Origin of the sequence: Pilosibacter rotomagensis (genome assembly GCF_045062245.2) — a bacterium.
Lineage (GTDB): Bacteria > Bacillota > Clostridia > Lachnospirales > Lachnospiraceae > Pilosibacter.
Genome location: NZ_CM170323.1, coordinates 1,506,878 through 1,533,429, shown reverse-complemented (window position 1 = coordinate 1,533,429; position 26,552 = coordinate 1,506,878). Strand labels below are relative to the sequence as shown.

The window sequence follows — 26,552 nt, the reverse complement described above, 5'->3', positions numbered from 1 at the left end:
TCTGCTTTTCTGTGTCTTTACTGTTCTTCCCTCTACCTCTTTATCACAAAAAAGCGCGCAAAAAAAGGACGCCCGAAGGCGTCCTCATGAATTTTTCTTATTTGCCGAAAACTGCTTCATAGTCTTTGCGGAATTTCTCGATTCCCTGATCTGTCAGCGGATGATGTGTCATCTGCTCGATCACTTTGTACGGAACCGTTGCGATATCAGCACCTGCGAGTGCACACTCTGTCACATGCATCGTGTGGCGGACACTTGCTGCGATGATCTCTGTCTCGATATCATGAAGTGCGAAGATCTCGGCAACAGTTTCGATGAGGTCGATACCCGGCTGGGAGATATCATCAAGACGGCCTACGAACGGAGATACATAAGCTGCACCTGCTCTCGCTGCGAGAAGTGCCTGGTTTGCAGAAAAGATCAGGGTAACATTTACTTTGATTCCTTCCGATGCAAGGACCTTTGTTGCTTTTAATCCCTCAACGGTCATCGGGATCTTTACGACCATATTCGGATGGATCTTCGCGATCTCACGTCCCTCTGCGATCATTCCTTCCGCGTCCGTTGTCGTTGCCTTTACCTCGCCGCTGATCGGTCCGTCTACGATCGACGCGATCTCTTTCAGGGTCTCAACATAATCTTTTCCCTCTTTTGCGATCAGGGACGGATTTGTCGTAACTCCGCAGATCACTCCCATATCGTTTGCTTTGCGGATCTCCTCCACATTGGCTGTGTCAATGAAAAATTTCATTGGTTCCCCCTCCTGTTATTTCTCATAATCATGTTCTGCTGCCGTCTCCGCGCATGCGGGCGCCAGCTCTGTATAAGTCCATTTTAGCATGAGGATATGGTTTGTCAAGCAAATCATCATCCCGCATATGGAACAAACTCGAAGCACTCCTCCTCGGAGACACCATCGATCAGGAATCCCCAGCCATCGCCGGACTGTCTGACCGCGATCCGGCATTTTCTTCCGTCTTCCAATTCCATGTCCACAAACGTCTCTTCATCCGTCGCTCTCACATAGAATTTAGTCCCGACCGGCATAGTTGCCTCCGTCTCGCTTCCGTCAGCTCCGAAAAGTGTTACCGGCAGCGCTCTCGTCGATACGAGCGGCATTTCGTCTTCATGGGAATCGGCAGTGCGGATCTTTGTATACACATTTCCGTCCGCCTCCGGCATACCGTCCGCTCCCACATGGAATTTCCGGTACGCACTGTATGTTCCGAGCGCATCGATCCGTCTTGTGAGATAAAAAGCATCCGGAGTCTGGATCGGCGCGCCGTTTACGCTGTCTGTGGAACTGCCGGCTTTCGCCACCTTCTCACCGTTCAGATCATACACCTCCATGGTCTTCCAGTCATTTTCACTGGAAAGCTCCATGTAGAGATAGGAACGTCCGTCATCCGTCATGACAAGCCAGGTATCCCCGATCTTTCCGTAAACATCTTCGGTAAACGTATCCTTTTTCCCGTTCTGTTCCCGCTCGATCGTGAGTTTTCTTGTAAGGTCATCTTCCGTCTCCGGCTCTTCATATGTATAGCAGACGCTTGCGTCCACATCCCCTGAACGATAAGTCACGGTATCCCACGGATCCACTTTTTTTGCCCATCCATCCGTGGAAGCACCCATGTAGGCTTCCTCAAACATCAACTCATGGTCCTTAAACGGGACAGCGATCTCGATCTCGCCCGCCGCATACGGTCCGATCTCGTATGGAGCGAAGTAAACGCTCACCCCATTTTCCGTGATGGCCCACTCCAGGCTGGAATCTGCGTTCGTTCCATCAAACAGCGTGTCCACCGTATCTTCATAGCCATCGAACAGCTCTCCGTCCGCCGCGCGTCCCGCAAGTTCTTCCTTTACATAGCTCCGGAATCCGTCCATATTTTTCACCATATCAGAAAGCTCCAGCTGTTTTCCGGTCTGTGTATCAAAATTGTAATAATCGTTGTAGGCGGTCGGATGCGCACCGCCCATATCATAATACTTCAGCCAGGACATGCTGGCAACCGCCCCGTCAAAACGGATCGGCTGGAATTCATAATTGCAGGCATACGTGAACTTTGCGTCTGTAAACTCTTTCCGCATGTCTATCGCTTCCACTTTATACTCCTCGTATTCCTTTTTGTGCGCAGCCGCCATCTCATCATTTTTTGCCGAGAGTGCACTCTTTAACGCCTCATATCCGTCTCCCTGGACAAAGACCCTGTCACACCGGGACGTGATGATCGGAGTCTGGCTGTCGTCCCACTCCCCATCGTACTCGCCTGTCACCGCGATCGGGATCGGATCCAGCTTTCCTGTGCTTTCCGGCTCCTTTGCATCTGTCTCACCGGATGTTTTTGATTCTTCCGGTACCGTCACTTTTGCACTTTCTGTTGTCTTTGTCTCTTCCGCAGAAGTCTGTGCAGTCGTCGTATCCATCGCCGTATATTTTTTCTGGCAGCCCACAAGAAGACCAACCGCGATCAAAAGATATAATCCATACTTTCTCATACTTTTCTTCTCCAAATCCTGTTTTATTCGTCGTTATCCGCCGGAACGCCGACGCAGATCGGGATCCGCGTTTTCCGGATCGTTCCGTTTTCTATATCCTACCGCAGATCTTCCCCGGAATCCATTCATTTTCCCTTACGAATTCTTAAAAACAGCGCACAGTACACGGGCACTCCATGCCTGCGTACTGTAACAGGATTTTGCCGATGCTTCGCATTCCGAATCGGCAAAATCTGCTGCCACAACTGTATTGTACGGAATTTTCAGTTCAGAAAATTCCTACTGCGTACAGCAGCGCACGGACTTCTCCAGTCCGTGCGCTGCCCGTGTTTTTCTTATTTTAACATCCAGTCCTTCAGAACATCATGATCTCTCAGAAGCTTTCCTACGATCGTCCTGTCGATTTTCTTAAGAAGTGGTTTCTTCATCATCTCAAACGGCATCGGAAGTTTCATCTCGAGCGGAGACTTTCCGTCCATCAGCTTCACGGTGCTGTCCAGAAGTTCTCTCACATCGTAAACGCTGCCCCAGACCTCCGGCACACCGCGGTCCACGCCACAAAGTCCGTAAACAGCTTCCATGGCCGTGCGGACAGAATATTCGGTCGTGAAGATCGTATCTCTCGGTGTCTCTGCGAACTGTCCAAGGAAGGCCGCGTTCACAGATCCGTCCGGGATCACATCCGGGCGGTCGCCGGCTCTTCTCGGCATGAAGAATGCTGTGATATACGGCATCATCGTCGGTGTGCAGTTGCATGCTTCCCCGGCAAGCCGGTCGATGTCCTCCACCGGGATCCCGAGATGGTACAGCCACTCAGCTGTGATCTCCTTACCGGTGCACTCTTTCATCGGTTTCTTCACATGATCTCCCGGAACATCGGTAAACAGGCTGTATACCCAGACGCAAACCTCATCCTTTTTCTGGTTTTTAAACTGTCCCTGACGGTTGATCGTCCAGCTTAAGAGCCAGCTGGAATCCCGGCAGCTCACGATGCCTCCGGTGACGACCTTTCCTGTTCTCGGATCACGTCTGCAGATCTTTTTGATCTGGTCGATGATCTCCTCATTCGAGGTTGTGACAGTCGCGGACTCCCAGTTTGTCTTCTCGATATCGGAGCAGAATTTTTCCGGATGTCCAAAATCCGGATCCTGGGCCGCGATCTTTTTCCAGAGGCTCCAGCAGCCGCTGCTGCGGACTTCCGCATCTCCTAACGGTGCATGGTCCTGATCCCCGTAGATCGTTCCTTCCGTGCAGCTTCCGTTTGTGATGAATACCAGGTCTTTCTCCGTCAGCGGGATCTCCATCTCCCCGTTCTTTGTGCGGCACTCGATGGCACGGGCCGTCTTCTTTCCGTCTTTGATCTCAAAGCGGACGTTTGTGACTTCCGTGCCGAACCGGAATTCCACGCCTGCTGCCTCCAGATATTTCTGCATCGGCAGGATCAGGGATTCATACTGGTTGTATCGGGTGAATTTCAGTGCGGAGAAGTCCGGGAGTCCTCCGATATGATGGATGAATCTCTGGAAGTACCGCTTCATCTCCAGGGCGCTGTGCCAGTTTTCAAAGGCAAACATGGTCCGCCAGTAAAGCCAGAAATCGGAACGGAACACCTCATCGTCAAACACGTCTTCGATCGTCTTGTCGTAGAGATCCTCATCCTTTGTGAAGAAGAGCTTCATGATCTCCATGCTGCCTTTCTGGCTCAGCCGGAATTTCCCGTCCGTGTGGGCATCTTCCCCGCGGTGTTCCGTCGCCCGGCAGAGGGAATAGTTCGGATCATGTTTATTTAACCAGTAATATTCGTCGAGAACGGACGCACCCGGGATCTCCAGGGACGGGATACTGTGGAACAGATCCCAGAGGCACTCGAAATGGTCTTCCATCTCACGGCCGCCGCGCATGACATATCCTCTCGTCGGATCGTCGATCCCGTCGCAGGCACCGCCGGCAATGTCCATCGCCTCTAAAATGTGGATGTTCTTTCCCGGCATCTGCGCATCACGGACAAGGAAGCAGGCCGCCGCCAGGGACGCAAGGCCGCTTCCCACAAGGTACGCCGACTTCTCCTCGATCCCCGCCGGTTTTTCCGGGCGGGCGAATGCCTCATAGTTTCCGTTTGTGTAGTAGATCCCCTTGCTGTTCTTATCATGCTTTCCGAGTTCCGTGTTGCGGTAGTCAGACCTGCTTCCCGCAAAAGACCTGTCTGTCTTTTCTGCATTTCTGTTTCCCCGTTTCTTCGCCGCAAGTACCGCTGTGATCCCTGCTCCCGCTGCCAGGACTGCGCCGGCTTTCCATCCTTTTTTGCTCATCGTTTTTGCATTCCTTTCCCATTGATTTTGTTTTATATCCTATATGATGTAGTTTTTATAACCATATTATTAATTCTGATAGTAATCCTTTGTATATGCTTTGTCAAGCTTTTCCATTCAACTATTTTGAATATAAAACTTTTTCCGTTGTATTCCTCCTTATTTTTTCAAAAAATACCCCGCCCGCTGCACCAGGCAAACGAGCAAGGTATTAAAAAGGGGAGGATAAGTATTAATCTTTTTCTTTGGTACTGATCATAGGATTGCCTGTTTTTCCTGTTTTATACACCTCTAAAAAAATTTCTCCGCAGCAAAATCTGCGACTGCAGTTGTATCATACGCACTTTATCGAACCTGCTCAAAAGATGATTGATTTTCCATTCACCTTTTTCTATAATAAATACAGAAACGAATCCTGAACTTCCATCCCAAAAGATCCGGGTGGAAGTTCATCTGCTGCGAGACCGGTCATTTCTCAGACGGATCGCTGCAAATTTACTCAGATTGGAGAATCTTATGAAAAACCTTGTAATCGGACAGTCCGGCGGACCGACCGCCGTCATCAATGCAAGTCTTTACGGAGCAGTCAAAGCATTTAAGGAATCCGGTACGGACGGACATGTACTTGGAATGATCAACGGGATCGAAGGTTTCCTCGCAGACCATGTGATGGATCTTTCCACAGATCTTTCCGATGAAGAACTGGAGCTCTTAAAGCTGACTCCGGCCGCATACCTCGGCTCCTGCCGCTATAAGCTTCCGGCAGACCTCGAGAGTGAAGTCTATCCGGCGATCTTTGACAATTTCCGTGAGATGAACATCGGTTACTTCCTCTATGTCGGCGGAAACGACTCCATGGATACCGTCGACAAACTCTCCCGCTACGCGGAGAAGATCGGCAGTGACGTGAAATTCATCGGAATTCCGAAGACGATCGACAACGATCTGGTCCTCACCGACCATACACCGGGATTCGGAAGTGCTGCAAAATATGTCGCTTCCACGGTCCGCGAGATCGTCCTCGACGCCTCTGTCTACCAGCAGAAATCCGTCACGATCGTCGAGATCATGGGACGCCACGCAGGCTGGCTCACCGCGGCTTCCAGACTGGCAAGAAAATACGAAGGCGACAATCCATATCTGATCTACCTTCCGGAGGCTCCGTTCTCCTTAGAGCAGTTCTATAAAGACCTGGAGGAAGCGTTCAAAAAGTCTCCGAACCTCGTCGTATGCGTCTCTGAGGGAATCGCCGATGAGGGCGGCACATTCATCTGTGAGTACTCCGACGCTGCAAAACTCGACTCCTTCGGTCACAAGATGCTCACCGGATGCGGCGAAGTCTTAGAGAGCTTTGTGCGCGATAAATTCGGTGTCAAAGTCCGCTCGATCGAGCTGAATGTCAACCAGCGCTGCAGCGGAATGATGGTATCCGAGACTGATATCGAGGAAGCTGCCATGGCCGGTGCTGCCGGTGTGAAGGCTGTCCTCGCCGGAGAGACAAAAAAGATGATCGCCTTCAAGCGTGACTCCGATGTTCCGTACACAATGCACTGTGCAGCGGAGGATGTGAGCCTGATCTGCAACCAGGAGAAAAAATTCCCAAAGGAATGGATCTCCGCAGCAGGAAACGATATCACCGATGATTTCCTCGCTTACGCTCTCCCGCTGATCCAGGGCGAGCCAAAGCGCGTGATGGAAAACGGCGTGCCGAAATATCTGTACCGGAAATAGTTTTACAGCACCATTCTTCTTTGTTAATAAAAAAAGTTTGTTTAGCAGGAAGTTCCATCTGAATTTCCTGTCAGACAAAAAAGGTCCATGAAAGTGATCATTCGTTACTTTTCACGGACCTTTTTTCAATATTCAATTCGATCAATTCACTTCACTGATATCCATCAGCCCGCAGCCATCATAGAAGAACTTCAGGATCTCCTGACAGGTCTTTCCCTGCTTTGCCATGCCCTGGGCGCCATTCTGGCTCATGCCGACGCCATGCCCGAAGCCGCCTCCATAGATCGTAAACGTCGTCACCTGGTTTTCATCGGTGCCGTTATTCTCGATGTAAATAAAGCCGCTCGGAAGTGTATCCCATCCCGTGGATGTTGATCCGTCTTTTCTGTTGTATACAAGCGATGAATTTCCAAGAACGCTGCGGATCTTGCTCTGTCCGGAGAATGTCTTGGAACCTTCCGTTCCCACGACCTTCAGGGTCTTTGCGTATCCGCCGGCCCCTCTCGACGTGATCGTAAGTCCTGTGATCCGGCCGACACCGCCGATCTTCTCATCCAGGATCGTGCTGGTCGTCTTTGTGTTCCAGCGGAACATCGGGAAATCGGAATCGTAAGCATCTGTATTCTCATCTTTGATAAAGTTCTCAAACGCTTCATTCGAAGTCAGATCCAGCTTTTTCGCCTTGTCGTTGATCGTCACTGCTCTGAGATACGGCGTGTTGGACGCATCCGCTCCCCACACACTTCCGTCGGTCCCATGTCCGTCGGATGTGGAGTAATAGAACGCCTCGATCGGGTCCCCGTTGTATTCCAGAAGCTGCCCGAACGTCTCATTCACAGCAGCATCCGTGGAATCATACGTCAATGTATTGTTGTATACCTGGAAATTCGTGCTGTCATCCACATGGGCGCCGTAAGTGGAATAGGCGTTGCCCTGGATCTGGCGCCATGCGTAAGTTCTCGCGCAGATCGCCTGGGCCTTCAGTGCCTCCAGCTCATAAGTCGGCGGCATCTCGCTCGGCGTTACCCGTTTTAAGTATTCCTCGAGATCCACCTCGTTTAAGAGCAGCAGTCCGTCGCGCTCCTCCGTGATCTCCATATGTCCCGGATAGACCGGAGTTCCCTGGGCACGCTCTAAGCTGTGCACCGTAATCATCCCGCCATCGTTGGCAGATTTGAAGGTAAGACGTCCGCTTGCCAGTCTGGAGTCGCCCGGCTTGATCGTCACCGTCTCTCCTGCCGCGATGGATTCTGTCTTCGCATCCTTCTCATCCCCGTATTCCAGGACCGCCATCGAATCACAGGAAAGCGTGATCGAGTCGTGGAACAGAGACTTAAAACCATTTGTCATGATCAGGACACGGATCGCGTCGATATCCGGTTTCTCCGTCGTGAGTGCCGCACAGATCTCCCCGTCTGCGACCACAAACTCCTGCATGTGGTAACCGACAAGAATGTCCTTTTTCTGCTGCTCCCTCAGGACCCCGTATGTGCGGTAGATCTTAAACTGATCCGCCAGCGGCACACTGCCGTAGCCATCGATCTCGATCTCCGTATCTCGGACCGCAAGAACGGTTCCGGTGATCTTTTCTTTTTTCAGCACCAGCCGCTTTGGCTGACCGCCCTTTAAATACAGATCCCCGATCTGGCCAGAGATCTCACTCTCATCCTTTAATACTCCCTTTACCGGAAATTCCCTCTGGATATTTCCGATAAAGACGGTCACAGTCCGCCCGGAAAATCCAGAGATCCAGGCGTTCTCGTAGACGATCTCGTCAGAGACCATCGTCTCCACCTTTAAGATCTCATCGTCTCTCGCCAGGAACCGGATCTTCCGGTCAATATAGTTATCCAGATAAAGTCCCTCAAACTGGAAGGTCCCGTCCCTTGTGTATGCCGTCCATGCCGGAGCTCCGTCCACATTGTCCGGAGTCCCGTAAAGATCCGTCTCGACCTCGGCAACCGCCCCTTCCGGATCTGCGGCTGCACGGAACGCATCATAAAATTTCCAGAAATTTTCGCTGGAAACTGCTTTTTTTGCGCGGTCCCCGGCATCCACATAGGAAAGGAGTGCATCGGTTTCCCCGTTTCCCTCCTCTGATGCCTTTTTCGCCCAGTCCGAAAGGACTGCGTATGTAACTGCGGATGTCGCGCTCCTCTCATCCGCCTGGATCACCCCGCTGTCAAGATATCCCTGCCCATACAGGTAATCCATATATTTTACATACCACTGATCAGAAAGTTTTTCGTCAAAGTTCGATGTCTCCGGCGCATTTTCCAGGATCCCGCTCTCCGACTCCAGCGTCAGAGCGACCGTTCTGGACGCTGCCGCCAGAGAAACTCCATCCTGTTCCGTGTCCAGAAGTACGATCACGATGAGCAGTGCCACGACAAATGTCGTGACCCCTGCCATCCAGTTTATCATTTTCCTACTCTCGTTCATAATTCCTTTCCCGGGCAAACCCGGCCCGGTCACTGTACACGGGTTCTTCCCGCGTGAAAACATCCGGACTTACTGTTTGTCCGTGCGCCTGATATACTCACCGCTCTTCTCGTCAATGCGGTCCAGTTTTACATAGTCGTTTTCTTCCTGACTCAGATTCTTTTTCGCAAGAAAATGATCCTGGATCTGTCTGTAAACGTGGATGATGACCGCCATCAGCGGAACTGCAATGATCATTCCCACAAATCCGAACAGTCCGCCAAACAGCAGGATCGAGAACAGGACTCCGAAGCTGGAAACGCCTGTGGAGTTTCCGAGGATCTTCGGTCCTAAAATATTTCCGTCAAACTGCTGGAGTACCAGGATCAGACCGATAAAGTAAAGGCACTGTTTCGGACTGATGAGGAATACGAGGATCGCACACGGTACAGCCCCGATAAAAGGTCCAAAAAACGGGATAATGTTCGTCACTCCGATGATCACGCTGATCAGCAGCTCATACGGGAGTTTGAACAGGTTCATCAGGATAAAGCAGAGGATTCCGATGATCAGGGAATCGATCAGCTTTCCGATGATAAAGCCGGAAAACGCTTTTTTGATAAAACGGAACTCTCCGACTACAATGTTCGCCGCCTTCAAAGGCAGGATCGAATAGATAAATTTCTTTCCCTGAGCCGAGAGCGATTCCTTGATGTTTAACAGGTAGATCATGACGATCAGCCCGATCAGCAGATTTTTTGTCAGGGTGATCAGATTCATGACACCGCTGGAAACACCGCCGAGGATCTTCTCGATATTCTGGAAATTCTGGAAGTTCGAGAGATTCGACATCAGGTCTGTCTCCATCCAGTTCTGGAAATACTGGGCTGACTGCTCATAAATATTTAAGATCGCCTGCTCCACCGGAGGATTGTTCACGAAGAAATCCGTCAGCCAGTCATACACATTCTGGAAATATTCCGGCATCATATTGATGATCCCTACGATACTGGAATACAGCTGCGGAATGATCATACTGGAAAGACTGACGATCACCGCCAAAAGAAATACAAGGCTGACAGCTGTTCCCACGCTTCTTCCGAAAAAAGCACCCAGTTTTTCATTTTTAAATCTTGCCTTTGGCTCCCCGGACTTTCCTGTATACACAGTCAGCCGGTAGCACCAGTTGTAGACCGGGGACATTAAAAATGCCAGAACCGCTCCATAGATCACTGGTGCAAGCACAAAACGAACCTTTCCCAGAAAGGCAAACACCGCCGACCTTTCCAGAAACAGAAACACGACGAACACCGCCGCGATCAATACCAGGATCGCCGTCACACCTGTATAAATGTACCGTTCGAACCGTTCATTTTTCATATAAAAGTTTCTCCTTTGCAGTTACTTCTCTTTTTCCGTCTATCGAAACCATTTTGTACCGTCGACCATGGCATCATCATACCATACTTCTCATATTTAGAAAAGAGCCTTAGCAAAATCTGAACGAATGCAGAGCATCGGCAAATTTCCTGTTAAACGAAAAGAAGCAGCGATCTCTCGCTGCTTTTTTATCTTTCGCAATCCCAAAATGCCGTTTCCTGAATAATTGACGCCTAGCAGTGCTAGGTGGGCATCCGCACTTAAACATCTGCCTTCCACTCGATGGAGGCCTGGCATCCGTTCAAGGATGTAGGAATCCCGTATGTCAAAATGTAGGTTCAAAATAGACAGGAGTGTCGAACATCCCAGGAATCACATTCCCTTTCACTGACAACTATTATAGCGCATCATCGATCATTTTTCAAGTTCCATTTCATGGTACCGTACAATTTTGTTACAGTACACGGGCACTCCATGCCCGCGCACTGTAACAGGATTTTGCCGATGCTTCGCATTCCAGATCGGCAAAATCCGCGGCCTTAACGGTATCATACGGAATTTTCAGTTCAGAAAATTCCTACCCGCGAAAAGTAACCAATTTTCTTACTGTCGGATCCGTACACTTTTCTGCCCGTAAAAACGTCCGGTTTCTGAAACTGAAACACGATCCTGCCGCTGCTTCGCATTCCGGACCGTCAGGATCGCAGCCGCTGTATGATACAGAATTTTCAGTTCAGGGAATTTCCATCTGCAAAAGCCAGCGATCTTAACAGCTCTGCAACCTCACTTGGAGTTTCACAGAGATAATCTGCCCCGGCATCCTGAAGCTCTTCCTTGCTGCCGTATCCGTAAAGCACGCCTACCACGGAAAGTCCCGTCTTCTTCGCGCCTTCCACGTCATGTTTCCGGTCGCCCACCATGATCACGGATTTCTTTTCTTCCTCGCCGATCCCGTTTTCTTCCAGCACATACCGGATCACGTCATCCTTGTTCACGCGCTTTTCATCCAGGGACGCGCCGCCGATGAATTTAAAGTAGTTTGTCAGATGAAAATATTCCAGCACGCGCTTTGCGGTCACCTCCGGCTTGGAAGTTGCCACATAGAGTTCGAGTCCTGCGTCCTTTAAGGACTTTAACATCTCCTCAACTCCGGCAAACGGTGCGTTGTCCTTCCATCCTTCCACATCGTAATATTCCCGGAACACGTAGATCGCATCCTCCGCGTCCTTCTCGGAGAAATTGTAATACTCCTTAAAACTGTCGGAGAGCGGTGGACCGACAAACGGTTTTAAAACATTCAGGTCATCCACCTGGATCCCATAATGCTTCAATGCATACTGAACGCCTTTCGTGATCCCCGGCATGGAATCCGTCAGTGTCCCGTCAAGGTCGAAAAAAACTTTTTTTAACTTCATTCTGTTTCCTCTTTCATGTATTCCAATATCATCGTTCCGCCGCATATATTTTCTCCTGCTCACGGCGAAACCGTTTTTCCATATTTCAATTTCACAGGTATTTCTGCGATACCAGTGTCTTATTATCCCATGGCGGAGTATAAATGTCAATTGTAAAAAGCGGCATGCCCCAAAACGATCTTCACCGCCTGTCGCATGCCGCTTTTCCCTTATCCTTTTTTATTCTAATCCTTTTATCTGACCCGGAGTTTTTACCGGAAAAACTCGTGATTTCCATGTTTAAACAGGAATTCCAGATGTCTGTCAAACCAGCTCGCGTTCTTCCTGGAGGATGCCCGCCGGTTCATGAAATACAGGGCGCCGTCTGTCAGATCTTCACCCGAAAGTGCCCTCTCGACTGCCTCTACGGTCTCGGCCGTGACCTTGCAACGCTTGATGGATCCGTTTCCCACAGGGGAAAACTGGTGCTTCTGGTAAACGACTTTCGTGATCGTGTTCGGGAATGCATCGTCCTCCACACGGTTTAAGATCACGTTTGCCACCATGACACGTCCTTCGATGTCGCAGTTTCCGGCTTCCGCCTGAACGATCCGGAGAAGAACATTGTAGTCGCTTTCGGAATACCCCGTGAACGCTTCTCTTGCAGGTTCCTCTGCCACGACGGTCTCTTCTGCTGCCGCCTGTACCCTGGCTTCCCCGGACACCTCTGTTTCCGGCTCTGCCTGCGTGATCCCGCTCACTTCATCCGCCGCAGCCGCAGTTTCTGTTTCTACAGCTTCTTCCGGACCATGATCCGTGTCCGCATTTTCCGATCCTGCAGCAGGCTCTGTGATGCTCTCCTCTTTCGTCTCTGTATTTTCTGTTTCTGTCCTGATATCTGCTTCCGTCTCTGCGGATGATGCTTCATCCGCTGTCGTCTCATCCTCTAAAACATTTCCGTCTGTTTCCGGAAGAGCAGTATCTTCTGTCTCCTCCAGACTGTCTTCATCCGAACCTCCCTGCGTCTCGGCATACGCGACGATCGCGTTTTTGCCTCCGCCCTGGAAGTCCACCGCTGTAAATGGAATCACTGCGATCAGTGTTGCGCCCATCGTGAGGACTGCCGCATTCCGGTGCATCTTCTTTGTCACACCGCCGAAGAGTGATTTCACAAACTGAAAGACTGTCTGAAGAAATGAGTTCCATGGATTCATTTGAATACCCTCTTTCTCCGTCCTGTCGCCGGTTGTTCATTCCGACCGTTTTCCGGCCGGTGTCTGTGATTATAGGAGAATGAGGGGGCGAATGTCAATAAGTCCTGCACAACTTTGTTACATTTTACAGCCTGTTTTTTAAAGATTGTTACATTTTTTTAATAGTTTTTCCAAATATAATCCGCACAAAATCTGGATTTTTGGTAGTATTGGCAAGTATAAAATATTGCAAATATTACAATTTTGTTAAATATTGAGCTCCCATTTTTGAGTGGTTTCCCATAACGTTTTCAGTTATGTCAACTAATTTTGCTGAAGATCCAGAAGTTTTGCCCCGACATAGTCCGCAAGAGCCTGCGGGGAAAGCAGGACCTGAAAGCCTCTCTGGCCGGCGCTGACCGCGATCGTTTCATAATTTAAAGCCGCTTCATCGATAAATGTCGGGAACTTTTTCTTCATGCCGATCGGGGAACAGCCGCCGCGGATATAGCCTGTTGTGGCCAAAAGATCCTTCATCGGAAGCATCTCCACCTTCTTATCTCCTGCCGCTTTTGCTGCCTTTTTTAAGTCCACCTCGCCATCCACCGGGATACAGCAGACGAGAAAACCTGTGCGCTCTCCTTTCAGCACGAGAGTCTTAAACACACTCCCGTGGTCCACTCCCAGCATGTCAGCCGCATGGCTCCCGGAGAGGTCATGTTCATCCACCGGGTACTCCTTTGACTCATACGAGATCTTTGCGGCATCTAAAAGCCGCATCACATTTGTCTTTGTTTTATCATTTTTTGCAGATTTGCTCATAAATTTTTCCTCCTGAAAGCGACATTCTCTCTGCCGCCTTTGACTGCAGCCGGCTGCACATCCTCTCGACCGCATCTTCTTTATACAACGTCTTTGTAAAAAAATCCAGTCTTTTCTATAAAAGAATGTATGCCCACATATTTGTACCTTTAAGCCTGTATTTTATTACAGTCAACGCAGCAAGTGTGCAGACCTGCTGAACAGTTACCATTTTTCGCTGCATTTACTGCCGCATAAAAAAAGACAGCCGGTCCCGCATTTTCGCAAAATCGACTGCCTCTTTCCATCTTCTGATCTGTTTCTTCTATATAATATATCGCTTCTGATTCCGCATCTCAAAAGCCTATGAGAGGATCATCCGGTCGTTCGCGAGCGCGCCGCCCGCGGCTTCCTCAAACTTCGCGAGAAGATCCTGAACCGTCAGGTGCTTCTTCTCCTCACCTGCCACATCGTAGATCACATGGCCCGCGTTCATCATGATCAGGCGGTTTCCATGTGCGATGGCGTCACGCATGTTGTGAGTGATCATCAGAGTGGTCAGATGTTCACTGTTTACGATCTTATCCGTCGTCTCGAGGACTTTCGCCGCCGTCTTCGGGTCGAGGGCCGCCGTGTGCTCATCTAAGAGAAGAAGTCTCGGCTTCTTTAAGGTTGCCATGAGAAGTGTCAGCGCCTGTCTCTGTCCGCCGGAGAGAAGACCGACCTTCGATGTAAGGCGGTCCTCCAGGCCAAGTCCCAGAATCTTTAACTGTTCTCTGTAGAATTCTCTCTCTTTCGCGGTGATCCCCGGTCTCAGGGAGCGCGTCATTCCTCTTCTCGCCGCCAGGGCCATGTTCTCCTCGATCTGCATGGTGGCAGCCGTTCCTGTCATCGGATCCTGGAATACACGTCCGAGATACTTTGCACGCTTATGCTCCGGGAGCTTTGTCACGTCGATATCATCGATGGTGATTTTTCCTTCGTCCACAAACCACGTTCCTGCAACTGCATTTAACATGGTAGATTTTCCGGCTCCGTTTCCACCGATGACGGTGACAAAATCGCCTTCGTTTAAATGAAGATTTAATCCGTTTAACGCAGTCTTTTCATTGACGGTTCCCGCGTTGAAGGTTTTATAAATACTGTGAAGATCAAGCACGAGGTGCACCTCCTCTTTTTACCGGTTTAGAGAAATATTTGCCTTTCATGTACGGGATCGCAAGGAATACCGCAACGACAAGGGCAGACAGGAGTTTTAAATCGTTGGAATTTAATCCCATCCAGAGTACGATCTGAAGGACCAGATAATAAATGATTGCGCCGAAGGCAACGGAGAACAACTTGAAACCGAAGTTCTGGCTGATCTTTCCGAATACGACCTCACCGATGATAACGGCTGCGAGACCGATCACGATGGCGCCACGGCCTGCGTTGACATCCGCAAAGCCCTGATACTGGGCATATAAGCCGCTCGCAAAGGCAACGATCCCGTTAGAGATCATAAGACCTAAGATCTTTGTGAAATCGGTATTGATGCCCTGGGCACGTGACATGTTCTGATTGGAACCTGTGGCACGGATGGAGCATCCGATCTCTGTTCCGAAGAACCAGTAGAGGACCGCGATCAAGATCACAATGATCAATGCCGTCACGAAGATCGTGTTCCTGTAAAATGCGACTCCCTTTACATAACGGAGAGACACTAAAAGATCATACTTATCCACACTGATGGCCTGATTTGCCTTACCGCCCATAATGCGGAGGTTGATGGAGTAGAGACCAAGCTGGGTCAGGATTCCCGCAAGGATCGCCGGGATCCCCATCGCCGTGTGAAAGATTCCGGTCACAAGGCCCGCGATCATTCCCGCGATAAACGCCGCAAACAGGGACACTCCCACAGAATGTCCGTTTAACATGAAAATGATGCAGACAGCACCTCCCGTACACATGGTTCCGTCCACGGTAAGGTCTGCAAGATCGAGGATCTTATATGTAATATAAACGCCGATCGCCATGATGCCCCAGATGAGTCCCTGTGCACAGGCACCCGGCAATGCATTAAACAATGTTGCAAAATTCACGTTTCTTTCCTCCTATGGCTAATGATAACAAACAGGGTGACAAAAGTTTTTGCTGTTTGCCACCCTGATGTCCTCATAATTTCAAGTCGTTATTATTCTTCGATCACAACGTAGTCATCCGGAACCGTGATTCCAAGTGCCTCACAGTTTGCCTTATTGTATTTCTTTGTTACCTCCGGTGCAAACTCGATCGGCATTTCCTTTACATCTTTGCCGTCCATCAGGATCTCTGCGCCCATCTCACCGGCTTTGTATCCGATATCGTAGTAGTCGATGGAAAGAGTTGCAACGCCGCATCCGGAGCAGATTCCTTCTTCACCTGCAATTACCGGAACTTTCGCCGGAAGGCAGATATTGTTTATGATCTCTGCATTGGAAGCAGCCGTATTGTCAGTCGGAACATAGAGAACATCGTTCTCGCCTGCTGCTGTTGTTGTTACGGAAGCGATATCGTTGGAGTCTGCGAAGGTGTATTCCTTACAGGTATATCCGAGATCCTCAAGATATCCTTTTACGGTTGTTGCCTGGTATTTGGAGTTCGGCTCTGCGGAGCAGTATAATAAGCCGACATTCTTTGCATCCGGGAACAGCTCATTTAACATTGCTGCCTGCTGGTCGAGCGGAGCAAGGTCGGAGGTACCGGAGATGTTGAGACCTGTCGTACCTGTCCAGTTGTCGATATCAAGCGCTGTCGCGTAATCTGTGATGGAAGTTCCGAGAATCGGAATCTCGCTGGTTCCTGCTGCCGCTGCCTGAAGTGCTGCAGTCGCATTTGCAAGGATCAGGTCCACATCGTTGGAAACGAACTGGTTGATGATCGTTGCGCAGGTAGCGGAATCGCCGGATGCGTTCTGAAGATCAAATTTAACATTGTCACCGAGTTTATCTTTTAATGCAGCCTCGAAGCCTTCTGTCGCCGCATCAAGTGCCGGGTGCTGTACTAACTGGCAGATTCCCACATTGTAGGTCTTTCCGTCTTCTTTTGCTGCTTCTGTGGAATCGGCCGCTGCTGCTGTCGTTGTCTCTGCTGCAGCTGCTGTTGTCTCTGCTGTGGAACTGGATCCACATCCGGTTAATGCGGAAGCCGCTACAACGGCCGCCATTGCAAGTGCTGTTACTTTTTTCATAATATCGATCTCCCCTCAGTTTTTCTTTTTTGTAACATCCCGCTGTCATTTTCAGGATCTATAGATCCTCCCCTTCAGACGGGATCTCACATTCTCAAATGCGTTGTTGCGTTACGCTTTAACGCATGTAAGTGAAACTGTCCTTATCATACACCTATACGCCGGATTCGTCAAGCTTGATTTTCCTGTTTTTACCTTTTCTTGTTACAGTACACGGGCACTCTATGCCCGCGCACTGTAGCAGGATTTTGCCGATGCTTCGCATTCCGAATCGACAAAATCCACGACCACAACGTTATCATACGGAATTTTCAGTTCAGAAAATTCCTATCCGTGAAAAGTAACCTTTTCTCAATATCCCACAATAATTGTAGGTTTTTCACAATTTGTCAGACGATTTTTGTCAGGAAACGGAATCCGTTTTATCCGCAAAAACTTTCAGGAATCTCTCCCCATACTTCGCATACTTAAATTCCCCGACTCCGGAGACCGTCAGCATTTCTTCCTTATTCTTCGGTCTGATCAGACACATATGCACCAGAGTCTTATCGGAAAATACGATATACGGTGGAACCTTCTCCTCCCGCGCGATCTCACGGCGCAGTTCTTTTAACCGGTCAAACAGTGTCGTCTCCACCTCCGTAAACGACTCGGTACCGGCTGCCATCTTCGGCTTCTTCGTGCCGGAGATCTTCCCCGTCTTCACTCTCTCCTGCTCCTTCGGAAGCTTCATCATGAGCGTTTCACCGTCGTTTAAAAGCGCTTCCGCATTCTTTCCCGGCTTCACGATCGCGTACTCGTCAGAGGTCACCACCAGATATTCTTTTATCTGCAGAAAATTTAAAACCTGTCTTAACCTGTAGACCGGGACTTTTGCCAGCTTTCCGTAAAAGGAATTTTCATCCATGTGATAATTCCTGATCTTCGCCGTCGAAGCTCCGTGCACCGTGTCGAGGATCACCGTTGTCCCGTACCGCCCGCGGCACTCCGCGACGCAGCCGACGATGGCTCTCGCGATCTCCGTCACATCCGTCTCCTCAAACTGTGTCTTACAATTAGAACAGTTTCCGCAGTATCCGCTTCCGTACTCCCCGAAATACCGGAGAATATATTCCCTGAGGCAGTCATTCGTAAAGCAGTAGAATGTCATCTTTTTTAACCGTTCCCGGTCGCGCTCCGCAACGATCTGCCTTGTCACATCGTCGAGCTCTTCGTTGTCACGGTTGTTGTCGATAAACATCTGGTTCGTCACGACATCCCGCCCGCCGTACAGGAGCAGACAGTCCGCCGGTTCCCCGTCACGCCCTGCGCGCCCGGCTTCCTGATAGTAACTCTCCATATTTTTCGGCATGTTGTAGTGGATCACAAAGCGGACATTCGATTTGTCGATCCCCATTCCAAACGCGTTTGTCGCCACCATGATCTGGGCGCGGTCGAAGATAAAATCTTCCTGATTCTGCTTTCTCTCGCTGTCGGAAAGTCCCGCATGGTATCTCGTCACGGAGAATCCGTCCTTCATCAGCTTCTCCGTCACTTCCTCCACGAGTTTTCTCGTCAGGCAGTAGACGATGCCGCACTGTCCTGCATGTTCTTCGATATATGTTTTTACTGCCGCATATTTATCTTTCGGGCTCTGAACCTCAAAGTAGAGATTCGGGCGGTCAAATCCCGTCGTCGTCACGACCGGATCCTGCAGCTTTAAGAGATCGATAATGTCATCCCGGACTTCCGCCGTCGCGGTCGCCGTAAAGGCACTGACGACCGGGCGCTCCGGAAGTGCCCGCAGGAATTCCTCGATCTTTAAGTATCCCGGCCGGAAATCCTGGCCCCACTGGGAGACGCAGTGCGCCTCATCGACCGCCACCATGGCGATCTTCGCATGGACGGCAAAATCAAGAAATTCCGGAGTCAGAAGCCGCTCGGGAGCGACGTAGATGATCGGATACCGTCCCTCTCTCGCATATCCGAGCGCCTTATAATACTGTCCCGCCGTCAGAGAACTGTTCAGGTACGCAGCATGAACGCCCGCCTGGTTCAGGGCGCTGACCTGGTCTTTCATAAGTGAGATCAGGGGCGAGATCACCAGCGTGATCCCCCCGTTTGCCCCCGCCATCAGAGCCGGGATCTGATAACACAGAGACTTTCCTGCGCCCGTCGGCATGATCCCCAGCACATCCCTGCCGGAAGTGATCGCATCGATCATCTTCTCCTGCCCGTCCCGGAACGTGTCATAACCGAAATATTGTTTGAGAACCTCATATTTATCCATAAAAGTAATGATCCCTTTCCACACCCGCCAATTGCTGCCGGGAACCTTTTTATCGTTGATCTGTTGGCTGCAGCTGGTGAACCGCTTTCCAGTTGTCTGTCCATGATATCACTCTCCCGCCGCCCCCGCAAGTATGACCGCCATTAAAATTTCATAAACAAATCGGCAACCGTTACAGTACACGGGCACTCTATGCCCGCGCACTGTAACAGGATTTTGCCGATGCTCCGCATTCCGAATCGGCAAAATCTGCGACCACAACTGTATCATACGGAATTTTCAGTTCAGAAAATTCCTACCCGTGAAAAGTAACCGGCAACCACTACTGTATGATACAGAATTTTCAATTCAGAAAATTCCTGCCTGCGAAAAATAACTTTTTATCTCATCCACGGCCCGCCGCTTTTTATCTTGTAATCTCTCCCCGATATTGCTATAATTGGATACAATACAAAGATACTCAAAAAGAGTGATTGACGGAGGAGAAAACATGAACTTTTTAGAAGAGCGCATCGCAAAAGACGGTGTGGTAAAAGAAGGAAACGTATTAAAGGTTGACAGCTTTTTAAACCATCAGATGGATATCGAGCTTTTTGACGAGATGGGTGCGGAATTCAAGCGCCGTTTTGCCAATGAAAATATCAACAAGATCCTGACGATCGAGGCATCCGGTATCGGTATCGCCTGTATCGCGGCAATGCACTTCCATGTGCCGGTCGTATTTGCAAAGAAATCCCAGAGCATCAACCTCGACGGCGAAATGTATGTGGCGGAAGTTGAATCCTTCACCCATAAATGCAAGAACCAGGTTATCGTCTCCAAAAAGTTCCTTTCCCCGGACGATCACGTTCTGATCATCGACGACTTCCTTGCGAACGGCTACGCGCTTCAGGGACTGATCTCGATCGTCCATGACGCAGGCGCTACCGTTGAGGGAATCGGCATCGCGATCGAGAAAGGATTCCAGATCGGCGGACAGGTCATCCGAAATCTCGGCTACCATTTAGAGTCCCTGGCGATCGTAGATTCCATGGATCCGGCCACCGGAACCGTTAACTTCCGAAGCCAGGAATAGAAAAGAATGTGCCTCGGCACATTCTCGCGCCGAGCGCGGTCGCTTGCGACAACCATCATCTTCGCGCGAGTGCGCATCTTAGGCACGCAGTGCCTTTTTATTTAACAGGAAGTTCCATCGGAATTTCCTGTTGAATAAAAAAGAACATCCTGCAGTCAGTACCCAATGTACCGGCCGCAGGATGTTTTTTTATTTTTTCCTGTCAGTTTTCTCATTCATCTCGTTCCCGTTTTTCGCTTCTGTTCCGCTCTTCTCCTTCGGAAGCGGGATCGCGAGAACGGTCTGGATCACCTTGTTCTCCACCTTCATGATCTTTAAGAGGTAATCCCCGATCCTGACACTTCCCTTCTCTCCAACCTTCGGGATATGTCCGATCCTCGATACCATAAAACCGTTCAGGGTATCAAAATTGTCCTTATCTTCCTTATCAAATTCCACTCCGAGCGTCTCTTCCACGTCGTCCAGAAGGGTGAGACCCGTGAGCTCATATGTACCGTTTTTCCGGGATACGATATCCGGCTCTTCCTTGTCGTACTCGTCGAGGATATTTCCGACGATCTCCTCGAGAATGTCCTCCATCGTGACGATGCCGGCAAGCTGACCATACTCATCCACCACAAGTTCGATGTGGATCTTCTGGGACTGCATCTCCTTAAAAAGAGCGTTGATATTTTTCGTCTCCGGGATGAAATGAGGACTTCTCAAAAGGCCCTTGATCTTTGCGATCGGCGTGTTCAGATGGTCCTTGGAATCCGTATAGTGGAGCATGTCGCGCATGTGAAGGATGCCGATGATATTGTCGATATCTTCGGAATAAACAGGAAATCTCGAATAATTTGCTTCCTTCACAACGAAATCGAGCGCTTCCTTCAGAGTCATCTCCCCGTCGAGTGCGATGACCGCGGTCCTGTGTGTCATGATATCCGCCGCCACCTTATCATCAAACTCAAAGATGTTCGTGATCATCTCCGCCTCGCTGGCCTCCAGAACGCCCTGTTCATGGCCTTCATTGACCATGTACATGATATCTTCCTCAGTCACGTTGTCATCCTTCTCGCGGATATCGATCCCAACCGTCTTTAAGGAAATATAGGCAAACTGGTCCATCAGCCACGCAAACGGAAAGAGACATTTTGTCACAAGTTCCACGAGCGGCAGAACTTTATAACAGAAGCGGATCGGGCTCTTTGCCGCGATGCGCTTCGGGATCACGATCCCGAGCCCCGTGAGCAGAAATGCGATCCCGACGAGTCCCGCAATGTAGGCGATCCCCACCGCTGCCGGATGCGGGATCTGTGTATGCGTCCCGATTAAAGCCGTGAGTTTTTTTACCACAAACGCCAGCGAGGACGCGCCCATCGCAAGCGTCAGGATACTCGTCGCGAGCTGGTTCGTGCGGATGAAGAGATACGGGTCTCCCTGTATCTTTAAAAGTTTTTCCGCCCGCTTGTTTCCTTCGTCGCGCTCATCCTCCAGCGCACTGGTGTTCAGGGCCTGAACGGCCGCACCGAATCCGTACATCACCGCAAACAGGATCACTGATGCGGCAAACAGAACAATTCCTATCCATGAATTGCCATCGTCCATGAGATTTTCCAACACTCCTTTATCTTTCCATAACTATCCTATTTTTTCAGTTACTTTTTTCCGTATTTCGTCCACTATAACATCTATTTCCATGCCCGTCAAGGAATCATTCCGCCGTATCACTTTTCACGTTACAGTACACGGGTCCTCCATGCCCGCGCACTGCAGCGCCAAACTGCGATTATGTAGCAGTTTTTTCTCCCCGCACGGTCCTCAAAAACCGCCAAGTTCCAGACTGACCTTCAATGCGTCATTTACCTGGTCCAGCAGGTCCCCATCAAGATGGCAGATCTTTTCCCTTAATCGCTGCTTGTCGATGGTCCTCAACTGTTCCAGGAGAATCACCGAATCCTTCATCATGTCGCAGTCCCTCGCGGATAACTCCACATGAGTTGGAAGCTTCGCCTTATTCATCCTCGATGTGATCGCCGCACAGATCACAGTCGGACTGTGTTTGTTTCCCACATCGTTCTGGATGATGAGCACAGGGCGCACACCTCCCTGCTCAGAACCTACCACCGGTCTTAGATCCGCATAATAAATATCGCCCCGTCTGATGATCACAAGTCTCACGCTCCGTCTGAATTTCTGCGGAGAGTCCGGGGCTGCTGTCAAAGCCATAACGGTATCTTTTTTGACAGCTTCCCTGACATTTCCGTATTCAGATTGTTCCCCACTTATGATATTTTATTCAGAAATCGCGGCGGCGTGCCGGTCAGAATCCGACATACTCCTCATCCGGGCAGTTCATGATCCCGAGGACCTTTCCGTTCTTCACATACACACGCGGAACCCGCTTTCCGATCAGACACGGGATCTCGTAATGGAAGCCGCCGGAAACCTCTGCGATCTCCTCCATCGTGATCTCTTCCTCCCCGTCTCTTCCGATCAGGGTCACAAGATCTCCCTCTTTGGCCTCCGGAATCCCGGTAAGATCCACCATGAACTGGTCCATGCAGACGCGGCCGAGGATCTTCGCGCGCTTTCCGTGGATCAGCACTTCCCCGCGGCCGGACAGGTTTCTCGGATATCCGTCCCCGTAACCGGCGGAGACTGTCGCAATCCGCATCGTCCGGTCTGCCTTGAACGTTCCTCCGTAGCTGACTTCAGTTCCAGGCCCGATCTCCTTGATATACGTGATAAAGCTCTTCAGTGCCATCGCCGGCTTCATCGTGAGGATATCCTTTCTCACCTCATCCGACGGGTACAGACCGTAGATCGTGATCCCGGCGCGGACTGCATCCATGTTCATCTCCTGCATCTCCACGATCCCGGCGCTGTTGGAGCAATGGCAGACCGGAACCTCCACGCCTGCTGCCTTCACAGCATCGCAGAAGTTCTTAAACCGATCATACTGCTGTCTCGCACCAGTCTTATCCGCCTCATCCGCTCTCGCAAAATGCGTGAACATGCCGTCGATCTTCACTCCCGGAAGCGCCGCGATCTTTTTTACCATCTCCACGGACGCCGTGTCCGGTCTGAGTCCGATCCGGCTCATTCCGGTATCCACCGCGATATGGACGTGGGCTGTCTTTTCCAGCTTTTCTGCAGCTTCTGACATTCCCTCTGCCTTATCCAGTTCAAAGACCGGCATGCAGAGCTCCTGCCGGATGCACTCCTCGTATCTCGGAGCAGCGACCGGACCGAGGATCAGGATCTCCTTCGTGATCCCGTGTTTCCGCAGCTGCACACCTTCCTCAACGGTCGCGACCGCATATCCGCATACAAAGCGGTCAATCGTCTTCGCGACCGGAACGGCGCCGTGTCCGTAAGCATCCGTTTTCACGACTCCGTACATCTTTGTCCCCGGGCGGAGATTTTTCTCCATCGCCTCCATGTTTTCCTCTATATGACCCAGATCGATCTCTGTATAAATTCTGTCAAATTTCATTTTCTCTATCCTCCGAAAGGCAATCCGCGATCTCCCCGGCAAGGACTGCGTGGACGCCGAAGCGCTTCGCCGCTTTTTCCCCTGCCAGACCGTGCACATAGACTCCGAGGGAAGCCGCATCGCTCTCCTCAAGCCCCAGCGCGATCAGTCCCGCAATCACACCGGTCAGAACATCCCCGGAACCTCCCTTTGCCATAGCGGGCGTCCCACTTCCATTGACAAAGGTCTTTCCGTCTCTTCCCGCGATCACGGTCGCCGCGTCCTTTAAGACGCAGACCACTCCGTACTGATCTACAAACTCTCTCGCTGCACGGATCGGATTTTCCTTGATCTCCTCTATCTGAATTCCTGTGAGCCGCGACATTTCCTTCATATGCGGCGTCACGATGATATTTTCTGTAAAATAACCGGTGAGTTCCCGGTACTCCGCGGCGAGATTCAGCGCGTCCGCGTCAAGAATGATCGGCACATACGCGTCCTTTAAGACGTTTTCCACCATGAGCCGCGCATGATCCTCCATGCCGATCCCCGGCCCCAGAACGATCACATCCGCCCATTCCGTCTCCCTTGCGATCTTTCTCGCAAAACTCTCCGGATCTTTTCCGGCTTCTCTCGCATCGTAACTGGAAAGGATCGCCTCCGGGAGTTTTTCCTGGACGATGATCCTGTTTTCCTCCGGTGTAAAGATCTTCACGAGTCCGGCTCCCATCCGGTATGCCGCTCTCGCGGAGAGGCAGGCTGCTCCCGCCATGTTCTTTGCCCCCGCCATCACGAGGACTTTTCCGTATGTTCCCTTGTTGGAATCCGGCGTCCTTTCCGGGATCCTCAAAAGATCTTCCCGATCCAGCATCTGCACGTGTTTTTCCTGCTCCGCGCTGCTCTCCGGCACAAAACCGACGTCCCTGACCAGAAGCTCTCCGCAGTATTCTCTTCCCGGGAACAGAACCTGTCCGAGCTTTTTCATTCCGAAAGTGACCGTCACATCCGCGCGGACCGCGTCCCCCATGACTTCTCCTGTGTCGGAGCTGATGCCGGAGGGAATGTCCACAGCGATCGTCTTCATATCCTCATTGCGGTTGATCCAGTCAATGAGCTTTTTGTATGCACCTTCCACATTTCTCGAAAGACCGATCCCGAAGACCGCATCCAGGATCACGCCGCGGCATGCGTTCGCCTTTGTCACCGTCTTTGCAAACGGATGCGCCGGGGATCGTTTTTCTTCTGCATCCGGCAGTTCTTCCGCCGTCATCACCGGGATCCCCAGCCGTTTCACGATATTTAACTGGGCTTCCAGCTCTTCGCTCCCTTTTCCGTCCCGTCCCGGGAACAGGATCTTCACATCATATCCCTTTAAGAACAGCATCCTGGCGGCGGCCACTCCGTCTGCCCCGTTATTTCCAAAACCGCAGACGGACCAGACTGTCTCTGCCTGTTCTCTCTTAAGGATCTCTTCCGCTTTCTCCGCAACGGCAAGAGCCGCCCGCTCCATCAGCACCAGGGACGGGATCCCGTACCCCCTGATGGACCTGGTGTCAAACGCTTTCATTTCTTTTCCGCTCAGAACTGCTTTCATCCGGCATCCCCCTCTCCGACGGCAAACGCCATCGCATGGTCCTTCGTGTCAGAGATCGACACTTCGATCGTCCTGATCCCAAGCTCCTCCGCCTTCATCTCTGCTCCCGCATGAAGTTCGACATACGGCTTTCCAAGCGGGTCCCTTAAGACCTCCACATGGACCGGCATAAAGTCCCGGAATCCCGTTCCAAACACCTTCGCTACTGCTTCTTTAACCGCAAAAGTGCCGGCAAGGACCCGGGGATCACCCTTTGCCTGCCGGCGCTCGCGCTCGGTATAGATACGCGTCAAAAAAGCCTCTTTTTCACAGGCTTTTTTCACACGCTCAATTTCGATCAAATCACAGCCAACTCCAATCAACATGTCTCATTGGTTCCCGTCTGTTCTGCTTTTTCCTTTGCTTTCCGCTCCCGCTCATCCTGCATGCTGCAGACACGGTAGGAAAGACGCATCAGGCTCTCGGAAAGATGTACATTCTCAACGACTACATCATCCGGCACATTTAAGTCTGTATGGGCAAAATTCCAGATCGCCTTGATCCCGGCTTTTACCAGGCGCTCCGCGATCTCCGGTGCTTTGGACTTCGGGATCGTGAGAGCCGCGATCTGTACTTCATTGTCGACAATAAACTGCTCCAGGTCATCGATCCCACGGATCTCGACTCCGCGGACCACAAGACCGATTAGGCGCGGGTTGATATCGAACATTCCCTTGATCATAAAGCCGCGCTTCTCAAAATTTGTATAGTTGGCGATCGCCTGACCTAAGTTTCCGGCACCGATGATAATGAGGTTGTGCTGTCTGTCGATCCCCAGGATCCTTGCGATCTCGGTGTAGAGATATTTCACATTGTATCCGTATCCCTGCTGTCCAAAGCCGCCGAAATTGTTAAGATCCTGACGAATCTGGGACGCTGTCACCTTCATTCTGGCACTCAGTTCGTTGGAAGAGATCCTCTCGATCCCCTCCTCCATCAGTTCGCCCAGATATCTGTAATAACGCGGAAGTCTTGAGATTACCGCCTTTGAGATCTGTCTCTCGTCTGTCATTTTCTAGTTCCACCTTCTCAGTATAACGCTGTCTTTTATTATACCTATATCTATATTATTTGTCAAATCTTTGTCAGTAAAATGCGCAAACTGCCCAGACGGAAAAATGCCCCGCCCGAAATCTCCCCAGACCGGACGAAGCATTTTCCTTTGAGTATGTCTGTATTCGT

The 26,552-nt window shown here is 50.6% G+C and carries 20 protein-coding genes and 1 other RNA gene; 2 read left to right on the top strand and 19 right to left on the bottom strand.

The window, feature by feature from the left end; genetic code table 11:
* Positions 1-97: 97 nt before the first annotated feature.
* The 3 genes from fsa to ACI3EW_RS06810 all read right to left on the bottom strand — a co-directional run bounded on the left by fsa (position 98) and on the right by ACI3EW_RS06810 (position 4,808).
* Positions 98-751, bottom strand: a complete 654-nt coding sequence (gene fsa / locus ACI3EW_RS06820; RefSeq protein WP_118320870.1) for a fructose-6-phosphate aldolase — start codon at positions 749-751, stop codon at positions 98-100.
* 116 nt (positions 752-867) lie between these two features.
* The gene (locus tag ACI3EW_RS06815) at positions 868-2,499 is read right to left on the bottom strand and encodes an RsiV family protein (RefSeq protein ID WP_215702833.1); all 1,632 of its coding nucleotides are present in this window, start codon (positions 2,497-2,499) and stop codon (positions 868-870) included.
* A gap of 335 nt (positions 2,500-2,834) precedes the next feature.
* On the bottom strand, positions 2,835-4,808 hold the full coding sequence (locus tag ACI3EW_RS06810; RefSeq protein WP_118531778.1) for an oleate hydratase: 1,974 nt from the start codon (positions 4,806-4,808) through the stop codon (positions 2,835-2,837).
* Positions 4,809-5,324: 516 nt separating this feature from the next.
* Between ACI3EW_RS06810 and ACI3EW_RS06805 the strand changes: the two genes are divergently transcribed.
* Positions 5,325-6,539, top strand: coding sequence for a 6-phosphofructokinase (locus ACI3EW_RS06805; protein ID WP_118296881.1), 1,215 nt, complete (start codon positions 5,325-5,327; stop codon positions 6,537-6,539).
* Between the two features lie 141 nt (positions 6,540-6,680).
* On the opposite strand, the gene ACI3EW_RS06800 is transcribed toward ACI3EW_RS06805, so the two are convergent.
* The 10 genes from ACI3EW_RS06800 to recQ all read right to left on the bottom strand — a co-directional run bounded on the left by ACI3EW_RS06800 (position 6,681) and on the right by recQ (position 19,205).
* The gene (locus ACI3EW_RS06800) at positions 6,681-8,963 is read right to left on the bottom strand and encodes a SpoIID/LytB domain-containing protein (RefSeq protein ID WP_485663336.1); all 2,283 of its coding nucleotides are present in this window, start codon (positions 8,961-8,963) and stop codon (positions 6,681-6,683) included.
* A gap of 87 nt (positions 8,964-9,050) precedes the next feature.
* On the bottom strand, positions 9,051-10,340 hold the full coding sequence (locus ACI3EW_RS06795; RefSeq protein WP_118531782.1) for an AI-2E family transporter: 1,290 nt from the start codon (positions 10,338-10,340) through the stop codon (positions 9,051-9,053).
* Positions 10,341-10,536: 196 nt separating this feature from the next.
* A non-coding RNA gene (ssrS, locus tag ACI3EW_RS06790) (6S RNA) lies at positions 10,537-10,715 on the bottom strand.
* 353 nt (positions 10,716-11,068) lie between these two features.
* Positions 11,069-11,755, bottom strand: a complete 687-nt coding sequence (locus ACI3EW_RS06785) for an HAD family hydrolase (protein ID WP_485663335.1) — start codon at positions 11,753-11,755, stop codon at positions 11,069-11,071.
* Positions 11,756-12,006: 251 nt separating this feature from the next.
* Positions 12,007-12,948 (bottom strand): cell wall hydrolase, encoded by a 942-nt coding sequence (locus ACI3EW_RS06780; RefSeq protein ID WP_142411216.1) that lies wholly within the window; start codon positions 12,946-12,948, stop codon positions 12,007-12,009.
* Positions 12,949-13,251: 303 nt separating this feature from the next.
* Positions 13,252-13,749, bottom strand: coding sequence for a Cys-tRNA(Pro) deacylase (gene ybaK / locus ACI3EW_RS06775; RefSeq protein ID WP_118531786.1), 498 nt, complete (start codon positions 13,747-13,749; stop codon positions 13,252-13,254).
* A 343-nt stretch (positions 13,750-14,092) separates the two neighbouring features.
* Entirely contained in the window at positions 14,093-14,887 is a 795-nt protein-coding gene (locus ACI3EW_RS06770) for an ABC transporter ATP-binding protein (RefSeq protein ID WP_405580914.1), read from the bottom strand.
* Positions 14,880-15,809, bottom strand: coding sequence for an ABC transporter permease (locus ACI3EW_RS06765; protein ID WP_118605694.1), 930 nt, complete (start codon positions 15,807-15,809; stop codon positions 14,880-14,882). The genes ACI3EW_RS06770 and ACI3EW_RS06765 overlap by 8 nt, the downstream gene beginning before the upstream one ends.
* A gap of 92 nt (positions 15,810-15,901) precedes the next feature.
* Positions 15,902-16,936 carry an ABC transporter substrate-binding protein gene (locus tag ACI3EW_RS06760; RefSeq protein WP_118531792.1) on the bottom strand — a complete coding sequence of 345 codons (1,035 nt, stop codon included), beginning with the start codon at positions 16,934-16,936 and terminating at the stop codon, positions 15,902-15,904.
* 403 nt (positions 16,937-17,339) lie between these two features.
* Positions 17,340-19,205: a DNA helicase RecQ gene (gene recQ / locus ACI3EW_RS06755; RefSeq protein ID WP_405580918.1), complete on the bottom strand. Its 1,866-nt coding sequence runs from the start codon at positions 19,203-19,205 to the stop codon at positions 17,340-17,342.
* A 490-nt stretch (positions 19,206-19,695) separates the two neighbouring features.
* Here recQ and ACI3EW_RS06750 point away from each other — a divergent pair, with 490 nt between their 5' ends.
* Positions 19,696-20,280 carry a xanthine phosphoribosyltransferase gene (locus tag ACI3EW_RS06750; RefSeq protein WP_118296890.1) on the top strand — a complete coding sequence of 195 codons (585 nt, stop codon included), beginning with the start codon at positions 19,696-19,698 and terminating at the stop codon, positions 20,278-20,280.
* A 189-nt stretch (positions 20,281-20,469) separates the two neighbouring features.
* Here the strand turns inward: ACI3EW_RS06750 and ACI3EW_RS06745 are convergent, their stop codons facing one another.
* The 6 genes from ACI3EW_RS06745 to ACI3EW_RS06720 form a co-directional block, all read right to left on the bottom strand.
* Complete coding sequence (locus tag ACI3EW_RS06745; RefSeq protein ID WP_118531798.1) at positions 20,470-21,867, bottom strand: hemolysin family protein; 1,398 nt, start codon at positions 21,865-21,867, stop codon at positions 20,470-20,472.
* A 213-nt stretch (positions 21,868-22,080) separates the two neighbouring features.
* Entirely contained in the window at positions 22,081-22,431 is a 351-nt protein-coding gene (locus ACI3EW_RS06740) for a type II toxin-antitoxin system PemK/MazF family toxin (protein ID WP_118531922.1), read from the bottom strand.
* Positions 22,432-22,582: 151 nt separating this feature from the next.
* Positions 22,583-23,758 carry an alanine racemase gene (gene alr, locus ACI3EW_RS06735; RefSeq protein WP_118531800.1) on the bottom strand — a complete coding sequence of 392 codons (1,176 nt, stop codon included), beginning with the start codon at positions 23,756-23,758 and terminating at the stop codon, positions 22,583-22,585.
* Positions 23,748-25,331 carry an NAD(P)H-hydrate dehydratase gene (locus tag ACI3EW_RS06730; protein ID WP_405580923.1) on the bottom strand — a complete coding sequence of 528 codons (1,584 nt, stop codon included), beginning with the start codon at positions 25,329-25,331 and terminating at the stop codon, positions 23,748-23,750. The genes alr and ACI3EW_RS06730 overlap by 11 nt, the downstream gene beginning before the upstream one ends.
* Positions 25,328-25,696 carry a holo-ACP synthase gene (gene acpS, locus ACI3EW_RS06725; protein ID WP_118296894.1) on the bottom strand — a complete coding sequence of 123 codons (369 nt, stop codon included), beginning with the start codon at positions 25,694-25,696 and terminating at the stop codon, positions 25,328-25,330. The genes ACI3EW_RS06730 and acpS overlap by 4 nt, the downstream gene beginning before the upstream one ends.
* Complete coding sequence (locus ACI3EW_RS06720) at positions 25,690-26,382, bottom strand: redox-sensing transcriptional repressor Rex (RefSeq protein WP_118531806.1); 693 nt, start codon at positions 26,380-26,382, stop codon at positions 25,690-25,692. Before ACI3EW_RS06720 ends, acpS begins: the two co-directional genes overlap by 7 nt.
* Between the last annotated feature and the right edge of the window lie 170 nt (positions 26,383-26,552).